6 protein-coding genes are annotated in these 7,094 nt (G+C 62.9%); all 6 read left to right on the top strand.

Annotated features, from left to right (window positions below; all coding sequences use genetic code 11):
- Positions 1 to 75: 75 nt before the first annotated feature.
- The 6 genes from WCB02_RS30360 to WCB02_RS30335 all read left to right on the top strand — a co-directional run bounded on the left by WCB02_RS30360 (position 76) and on the right by WCB02_RS30335 (position 7,060).
- Positions 76 to 318, top strand: a complete 243-nt coding sequence (locus tag WCB02_RS30360; protein ID WP_423963812.1) for an SDR family NAD(P)-dependent oxidoreductase — start codon at positions 76 to 78, stop codon at positions 316 to 318.
- A 168-nt stretch (positions 319 to 486) separates the two neighbouring features.
- Positions 487 to 1,890, top strand: coding sequence for an NAD-dependent succinate-semialdehyde dehydrogenase (locus WCB02_RS30355; RefSeq protein ID WP_423963810.1), 1,404 nt, complete (start codon positions 487 to 489; stop codon positions 1,888 to 1,890).
- Positions 1,891 to 1,975: 85 nt separating this feature from the next.
- Positions 1,976 to 2,362, top strand: coding sequence for an AraC family ligand binding domain-containing protein (locus tag WCB02_RS30350; RefSeq protein ID WP_423963807.1), 387 nt, complete (start codon positions 1,976 to 1,978; stop codon positions 2,360 to 2,362).
- A gap of 19 nt (positions 2,363 to 2,381) precedes the next feature.
- Positions 2,382 to 3,881, top strand: a complete 1,500-nt coding sequence (mqo, locus tag WCB02_RS30345) for a malate dehydrogenase (quinone) (RefSeq protein WP_423963805.1) — start codon at positions 2,382 to 2,384, stop codon at positions 3,879 to 3,881.
- A 24-nt stretch (positions 3,882 to 3,905) separates the two neighbouring features.
- Complete coding sequence (gene poxB / locus WCB02_RS30340; RefSeq protein ID WP_423963803.1) at positions 3,906 to 5,648, top strand: ubiquinone-dependent pyruvate dehydrogenase; 1,743 nt, start codon at positions 3,906 to 3,908, stop codon at positions 5,646 to 5,648.
- A gap of 20 nt (positions 5,649 to 5,668) precedes the next feature.
- Positions 5,669 to 7,060: a cytochrome ubiquinol oxidase subunit I gene (locus tag WCB02_RS30335; RefSeq protein ID WP_423963801.1), complete on the top strand. Its 1,392-nt coding sequence runs from the start codon at positions 5,669 to 5,671 to the stop codon at positions 7,058 to 7,060.
- The last annotated feature ends 34 nt before the right edge of the window (positions 7,061 to 7,094 follow it).

Raw genomic sequence — 7,094 nt, 5'->3', positions numbered from 1 at the left:
GATTTATTTCAATTAACATCGCGGCCTGAAGAGCCGTGATACCTTTCGTGTCGGAAGAAACGAAAGGCAAATTGCATGCAGACCGTACTCGTCACAGGAACGGGTTCTGGCTTCGGTCTTGAAGCATTGATGCGACTGGCGAAGAAGGGATGCGCGGTCGTAGCCACGGCGAAAAGCCATGGCCAGGTTCAGCCTCTAAGGCGTGCAACTGGTGCCCGCGACGTCACCGTCAAGGCCGAGGAGTTGCATGTTGCCAATGACGGTGATCGCAAGAAGGCTTTGCGGTGGATGAAGCCGGAGACGCCGGTACCTTCGTGACCGACGCGGCGGCGGTGGCCGGCTGGTCAGCCGCGCCCGCCCAAGCGCCTCTTTTTTACGTTTCGCCGTAGATCGCCCCGCCCACGCTTTCACGGGGACGGATCGATGCTGCGCGACCAATCGCGACCAACGACCAACGTGACGATCCAACGGGATTCGGAGACGATAATGAAGCACCAGAAGATTGAGCCAGCCGCGGCGGCGATTTCGCGGAATCCGGCTACCGGCGCAGTACTCGCGACCTATCCCTTCATGACGCCGGCAGATGTCGAGCAGACGCTGGCCAGGAACGCGCTCGCCGCGAAGTTGTGGCGCGAAACGCCGATGGCCGAGCGGGTGAAGTGCTATCAGCGCCTCGCGGTGACTCTCCGCGAGACATCGGAAGTGCTCGCCATCCGCGCCACCAGCGAGATGGGAAAGACCATCAAGGAGGCCCGTGCCGAGGTCGAGAAATGCGCGACCCTCCTGAACTGGCTCGCGGCGCGCGGGCCTGCGATACTTGCCGACGAGCCGGTGGAGTCCGATGGCTTTGACCGCATCCACGTCTCGTTCCTGCCGATTGGAACCGTGTTGGGCGTGATGCCTTGGAACTTCCCGTTCTGGCAGGTGATGCGCGCCGCCGGACCGATCATGCTGTCCGGCAACGGCTTCCTGCTGAAGCATGCGTCGAACGTCATGGGCTGCGCGTTCGCACTGCAGGCCGCATATGAGTCGAGCGGATTTCCAAACGGACTGTTCGCCAACCTCAACGTCCGCACTGACGTGGTCGCTAACGTCATCAGGGATCCCAGGGTATCGGCGGTCACGGTGACGGGCAGCAAGAGGGCCGGTGCCGCGGTCGCGTCAGCCGCTGGCAGCGCGCTCAAGAAGAGCCTTCTCGAACTCGGCGGCGCGGACTCCTTCATCGTGTTGGCCGACGCCGATATCGACAAAGCGGTAGCGGCGGGCATCCTGGCCCGATTCCAGAATGCAGGGCAGGTCTGCCTCGCCGCCAAGCGGTTCATCCTGGAAAAGCCGATCGCAGACGAGTTCGTCGAAAAATACGTCAGCGCGGCAACGAAAGTGAAGGCCGGCGATCCCCTGGATGAAGCCACGATGATCGGACCGATAGCCCGCTACGACCTGCGCGAAGGCGTTCATGATCAGGTGCAGCGTTCGATCGCGAGCGGCGCGAAGTTGCTGCTCGGCGGCAAGGACATCGATGGCCCCGGCTTCTTCTACGAGGCGACCGTCCTGGCGGATGTTCGGCCTGGAATGGCCGCGTTCGACGAGGAGATCTTTGGGCCCGTGGCGGCGATGACGATCGCTGACGATGCGGATCACGCGATCGAACTTGCCAATACCAGCGAGTATGGGCTCAGCGGAAATCTGTGGTCGGCCAATACCGACAAAGCCAACGAGATGGCGGGACGCCTGCAGACCGGCGGCGTCTTCATCAACGGCTTCAGCGCATCCAATCCGAAGATCCCCGTCGGCGGCGTCAAGAACAGCGGCTATGGCCGCGAGCTATCGCATTTCGGACTGCGCGAGTTCGTCAATGCGCAGGGCGTCTGGATCAAGGAGACGCGCTGAGGCGAGCTGCGAATTTCAATCGAGCCTCGCGAACCAGGATCGTGGCGGGACCGCCTACCGATGCCGAGCTTCCCAGGAGAACAAGATGATCAGATGCATCCGGATTTGGACCAACGCAGACAAGTCCTCGAGTTTCGAGGAGGGGTCGTTGTCGCTGCCCGGCGGCAATGAGGGTGACGCGATCGGAAAGGCGTTTGCCGCGGCGTCGATCTCGTTTCGCGAGACGCAGCCAAAGGATGCGCTCGCCTGGCACGACGCCCCGACGCATCAGCTCGTTCTGACGCTCGGCGGGACGCTCGAATTCGAAACCCGGAGCGGACAGAAATTCATCATCCGTCCCGGTGATGTGCTGCTCGCCGAAGACACCACGGGCAGCGGTCACCGTTGGCGTGTCATTGGCGATGAGCCGTGGCGCCGCGCCTATGTGATCCTGCCGGCCGGTCTCGAGGCCGGCTTCACCCCCCGTCGCTAGTCGCGCAAGGAGTTTTCCGGTGAGCGAGACAACCATTCCGAAATCCGTCGACGTGGTTCTGATCGGCGCCGGCATCATGAGCGCGACCGTCGGCACCTTGTTGAAGGAGCTCGATCCCTCGTTGTCGATCGCGATTTTCGAGCGCCTGGAAGATTGCGCGCTTGAAAGCTCGGGCGGCTGGAACAATGCCGGCACCGGCCACGCCGCCAATTGCGAGCTGAATTATACGACCCAGAAGGCGGACGGATCGATCGACATCTCGAAGGCGCTCGAGGTCAATGTCGAGTTCGATCTGTCGCGCCAACTCTGGTCGTATCTGGTGCGAAACGGCGCCGTCGCCGATCCGTCAGCTTTCATCCGCGCCTGCCCGCACATGAGCTTCGTCATCGGCAATGACGACGTCGCTTTCCTCCGCAAGCGTTACCAGACGATGTCCGCGCACCATTGCTGGACCGGGATGGAATATAGCGAGGACCGCGAGCAGATCTCGCGCTGGACGCCGATCATCATCGAGGGACGTCCGACCGGCGAACCGATCGCGGCAACGCGGATGATCACGGGCGCCGATGTCGACTACGGCACGCTGACGCATCTCTTGATCAAACAGCTCGACGAGAAGCGGGGCACCTCGATTCATTATCGGCACGAGGTTGTCGATCTCAAGCGCCAGGCCGACGGCCGCTGGAGCGTCGAAGTCAAGGACGAGACCACGGGCGAGTCGGAGCTGACGAGTGCGAAGTTTGTCTTCGTCGGTGCCGGCGGCGCCGCGCTGCTGTTGATTCAGCGGTCGGGCATTCCGGAAGCCAAGGGCTATGGCGGCTTTCCCGTCAGCGGCCGGTGGCTGCGCTGCGACAATCCTGACGTCGCGCGGCGACACCATGTCAAGGTCTACGGCAAGGCGGCGCACGGATCGCCGCCGATGTCGGTGCCCCATCTCGACATGCGGGTGGTCGATGGTCAGCACTCGCTATTGTTCGGGCCCTATGCCGGGTTCTCGACCAAATTCCTCAAAGAGGGATCGTACCTCGATCTGTTCGAGTCGGTCCGGTTGGCAAATCTGTTTCCGTTACTCGACGTCAGCGCGCACAGTCTTCGGCTGGAGGAATATCTCGTCGGCCAGGTCGTGCAAACCTCCAGCGAGCAGTTCGAGACGCTGCAGCGGTTCTTTCCGCTAGCCAAGCGTGAGGACTGGAAGGAGGCCATCGCCGGCCAGCGCGTCCAGATCATCAAGCCCGATGGCAAAGAAGGCGGCACGCTGCAGTTCGGCACCGAGCTGTTGGCCTCGGAGGACAAGTCGGTCGTGGCACTGCTCGGGGCTTCGCCGGGCGCCTCGACGGCGGCCTACATCGCGATCGAGGTGCTGCAGAAGTGCTTCGCCGACAAGCTCGTCAAGGATGCCTGGCTGCCGAAGCTCAGGGAAGTGATTCCGACCTACGGCGTCGATCTCAGGACCAACGCCGAGGTCTGTCGCGCGACCCGCGCCGCAACCGCCCCCATCCTTGGACTGCAATCGGTCTGACCGACTTCTGAAGGGATAAAAGCCATGTCGAAGAAAGTCGCCGATATCGTCACCGGAGTGCTCTCCAGGGCCGGCGTCCGCCGCATCTATGGCGTCGCGGGCGACAGCTTGAACGGGATCACCGAATCGCTGCGGACGCGCGAGGACATCGAATGGGTGCATGTCCGCCATGAGGAGGTGGCCGCGTTCGCCGCGGGCGCCGAGGCCCAGCTTACCGGCGAACTCGCGGTATGCGCGGGCTCGTGCGGACCGGGCAACACCCATCTCATCAATGGGCTTTTCGACTGCCAGCGGACGCGCGTGCCCGTGCTGGCGATCGCGGCGCAGATTCCGTCCGCGGAGATCGGACGAAATTATTTCCAGGAGACCAAGCCCGACCAGCTGTTGCAGGCCTGCAGCGATTATTGCGAACTCGTGTCGCAGCCGGCGCAGCTGCCCGGTGTGCTGGAGACGGCGATCCGCAGTGCGATCGGCAATCGAAGCGTATCGGTGGTCGTGATCCCGGGCGACGTTGCGTTGCGCAACTGGGATGCGCCGCTGTCGTTGCCTGCCGGGCTCCGATTGGCCCCGCCGGTTGTCCTGCCTGATGTGTCGACCCTCGATGCGCTTGCGGAGCTGCTCAACAAGGGACGGCGCGTGACGCTGTTTTGCGGCCGCGGCTGCGCCGGGGCGCATGATCAGATCGTCCGGCTGGCCGAGGCGCTGAAGGCGCCGATCGTCCACGCCCTCGGCGGCAAGGAGCATGTGGAGTGGGACAATCCTTACGATGTCGGGATGACCGGGCTGATCGGCTTTCGCTCCGGCTATCAGGCGATGATGAATTGCGACACCCTGCTGATGCTGGGCACGGATTTCCCGTACCGGCAGTTCTATCCGACCAACGCCACGATCGCGCAGATCGATATCCGGCCTGAAAGCATCGGCCGCCGCGCGCCGATTTCGCTTGGCGTGGTCGGCGATGTCGGCCCGACCATCGGGGCGCTGATGCCGCGGCTCAAGCCAAAGTCCGATGGCGCGCATCTTTCCGACAGCCTCGCCAACCATGTCAAGGCGCGCGAGGGGTTCGATGATCTCGCCACCGGCAAGCCCGGCCGGCCGCCGATTCATCCGCAATACCTCACGAAGGTCGTGAGCGACCACGCCGCCGAGGACGCCGTGTTCACCTTCGATGTCGGCACCGTCACGGTATGGGCGGCGCGCTATCTCAAGATGAACGGTCGCCGCCGCATGCTCGGATCGCTCGCGCATGGATCGATGGCAAATGCCTTGCCGCAGGCGATCGGCGCCCAAGCGGCGTTTCCGAACCGCCAAGTCATCAGCCTCTCCGGCGACGGCGGCTTTGCGATGCTGATGGGCGATTTCCTGACGCTGGCGCAACAGAAGCTGCCGGTGAAGCTCGTGGTCTACAATAACGGCTCGCTCGGCTTCGTCGCCCTGGAGATGAAGGGCGGCGGCTTCCTCGAATTTGGCACCGATCTGGAAAATCCTGACTTCGCGGCAATGGCGCGCGCGATGGGCATCCATGCGCTTCGCGTCGAAGACCCGGGCGATCTCGAGACGGCCATCGTGGACGTACTCTCTCATACCGGTCCGGCGCTGCTCGACGTCGTCACCAATAAGCAGGAATTGTCGATGCCGCCGGTCATCACCACGGAGGAAGTCAAGGGCTTCAGCCTGTGGGGACTGCGCGCCGTGCTCAACGGCCGCGGCGATGAGATCGTCGATCTCCTCAAGGGCGGAAACGTCGTCAAATCCCTCCTCAGATAATCCTTCAAGGAAACATGATCATGGATATGACGGCTCTCTTGCTCTCGCGGATCCAGTTCGCCGCCACGATTTCGTTTCATATCATTTTTCCGGCATTCACGGTGGGGCTCGCCGCCTGGCTGTGCGTGCTGGAGGCGACGTCGGTGGTGACGGGCAAGCCGGTTTATCGGCGGCTGTTCGATTTCTGGCGATCGATCTTCGCCGTGGCGTTCGCGATGGGCGTCGTCTCCGGCATCGTGATGGCGTTCCAGTTCGGTACCAACTGGAGCGAACTGGCGCGCCGCACCGGCGCCATCCAGGGACCTTTGCTCGGCTATGAGAGTTTCACGGCCTTTGCGATCGAGGCGAGCTTCTTCGGCGTCTTGATGTTCGGCCGCAACCGGGTGCCACGCTGGTTCTATCTGTTCTCCTGCGTGATGGTCGCGATCGGCACGACGATGTCGTCGTTCTGGATCATGGTGAACAATAGCTGGATGCAGTATCCGATCGGCTACGTCATGGATACGGACGGCGTATTCGTGCCCAATGACTGGCCGGCGATCATCTTCAGCCGGGCGGTGCTGGTGCGCTTTCCGCATATGCTGCTCGCGGCCTATCTCACGTCAGCGTTCTGTGTGGCCGCGACCGGCGCCTGGCAGATGTTGCGAGGTGCATTCAAGTCCGAGGCCCGCGTGATGATGCGCATGGCCCTGGGCCTTGCCGCGATACTGGTGCCCGTTCAGTTGATCTTCGGCCATCTCGTCGGCGACTTCACGCATGACCTGCAGCCGACGAAATTCGCCGCGATCGAGGCGCGCTGGCACGACGAGAGCCCGGCCGCGGAGGTGCTGATCGCCTGGCCGAACGAGAAGGCCGAGCGCAATGACTACGCGATCAGCATTCCCTATCTCGGCAGCCTGATCGGCTCGATGAGCCTGACATCGAAGGAAGTCGGGCTTGCCGACTGGAGCAAGGAAGATCGGCCGCCGGTCGTCATTCCGTTCTTTGCCTTCCGTATCATGGTCGGCTGCGGCCTGCTGATGCTGACGATCGCCTGGTACGGCTCGTTTCAGATCCTGCGGAATCGCATCGAAACGCAGCGCTGGCTGTTGCGGGTCATCTTCCTGTCCTTTCCGCTCGGCTTTGTCGCGACCATAACGGGCTGGTTCGTCGCCGAGGTCGGCCGCCAGCCCTGGACGGTGTTCGGAGTGGTGCGGACGGCAAAGGCGGCGACGCCGTTCCTGCAGGCCCCCGAGGTCGCGGTCACCCTGGCATTCTTCTGCATCGTCTACGCCATCATCTTCGCTTTCGGCACCGCCTACATCTATCGCCTGCTGCAGCGCGGACCAGAACCCGCGCCGGAACCGAAGGTAGGAGAGACCAATCCGAAGCGACCGCTGTCGATCGCTCCCGCGCAGTCATTGGAGGTATGACATGATCGAATTCTGGACCGGCGTGCTGGCGCTC

The organism is Bradyrhizobium sp., from assembly GCF_049581145.1.
In the GTDB taxonomy this organism is placed as follows: domain Bacteria; phylum Pseudomonadota; class Alphaproteobacteria; order Rhizobiales; family Xanthobacteraceae; genus Bradyrhizobium.
This window is presented reverse-complemented; position numbering and strand designations above follow the sequence as displayed.

Excerpts from the sequence above, each read along its gene's own strand:
- WCB02_RS30360 (WP_423963812.1), top strand. The coding sequence starts at position 76 with ATGCAGACCGTACTCGTCACAGGAACGGGTTCTGGCTTCGGTCTTGAA.
- WCB02_RS30355 (WP_423963810.1), top strand. The coding sequence starts at position 487 with ATGAAGCACCAGAAGATTGAGCCAGCCGCGGCGGCGATTTCGCGGAAT.
- WCB02_RS30350 (WP_423963807.1), top strand. The coding sequence starts at position 1,976 with ATGATCAGATGCATCCGGATTTGGACCAACGCAGACAAGTCCTCGAGT.
- poxB (WP_423963803.1), top strand. The coding sequence starts at position 3,906 with ATGTCGAAGAAAGTCGCCGATATCGTCACCGGAGTGCTCTCCAGGGCC.
- WCB02_RS30335 (WP_423963801.1), top strand. The coding sequence starts at position 5,669 with ATGGATATGACGGCTCTCTTGCTCTCGCGGATCCAGTTCGCCGCCACG.